This window comes from Algoriphagus taiwanensis (genome assembly GCF_036245645.1).
GTDB classification, from domain to species: Bacteria; Bacteroidota; Bacteroidia; order Cytophagales; family Cyclobacteriaceae; genus Algoriphagus; species Algoriphagus taiwanensis.
Map to the genome: position 1 here is coordinate 1 of NZ_BTPE01000045.1, position 458 is coordinate 458.

General features: G+C 52.6%; 1 pseudogene. It reads right to left on the reverse strand.

Annotated elements, in window-relative coordinates:
- Positions 1-458, reverse strand: a pseudogene (locus AAA938_RS20200) (hypothetical protein); the annotation flags it as partial.

Below are 458 nucleotides of genomic sequence, written 5' to 3' on the forward strand. Positions count from 1 at the left end.
TGCATCGTTGGATACAGACGCAACTGAACAGTTGTCTCCGGTTTCCGGAGTGCCCAAGTCTACTCCGCTTGCTTCGCAAAGTCCAGCATCTGTTGATACTGTGATTGCTCCCGGTGCAGTGATGGTCGGCTTCTCGGTATCGATCACCGTTACCAGTTGGGTGGCTGTTTCAATATTGCCCGAAGCATCCTCAACCATCCAGGTTACCAAAGTCTCGCCAAGCAGGAAGACCGTCGGCGCATCGTTACTCACGCTTGCTACCGAACAGTTGTCTGCTGTTTCAGGGGTGCCCAAATCCACTCCACTTGCTTCGCAAAGTCCAGCATCTGTTGATACTGTGATTGCTCCCGGTGCAGTGATGGTCGGCTTCTCGGTATCGATCACGGTTACCAGTTGGGTGGCTGTTTCAATATTGCCCGAAGCATCTTCAACCGTCCAGGTTACCAAAGTCTCGCCAA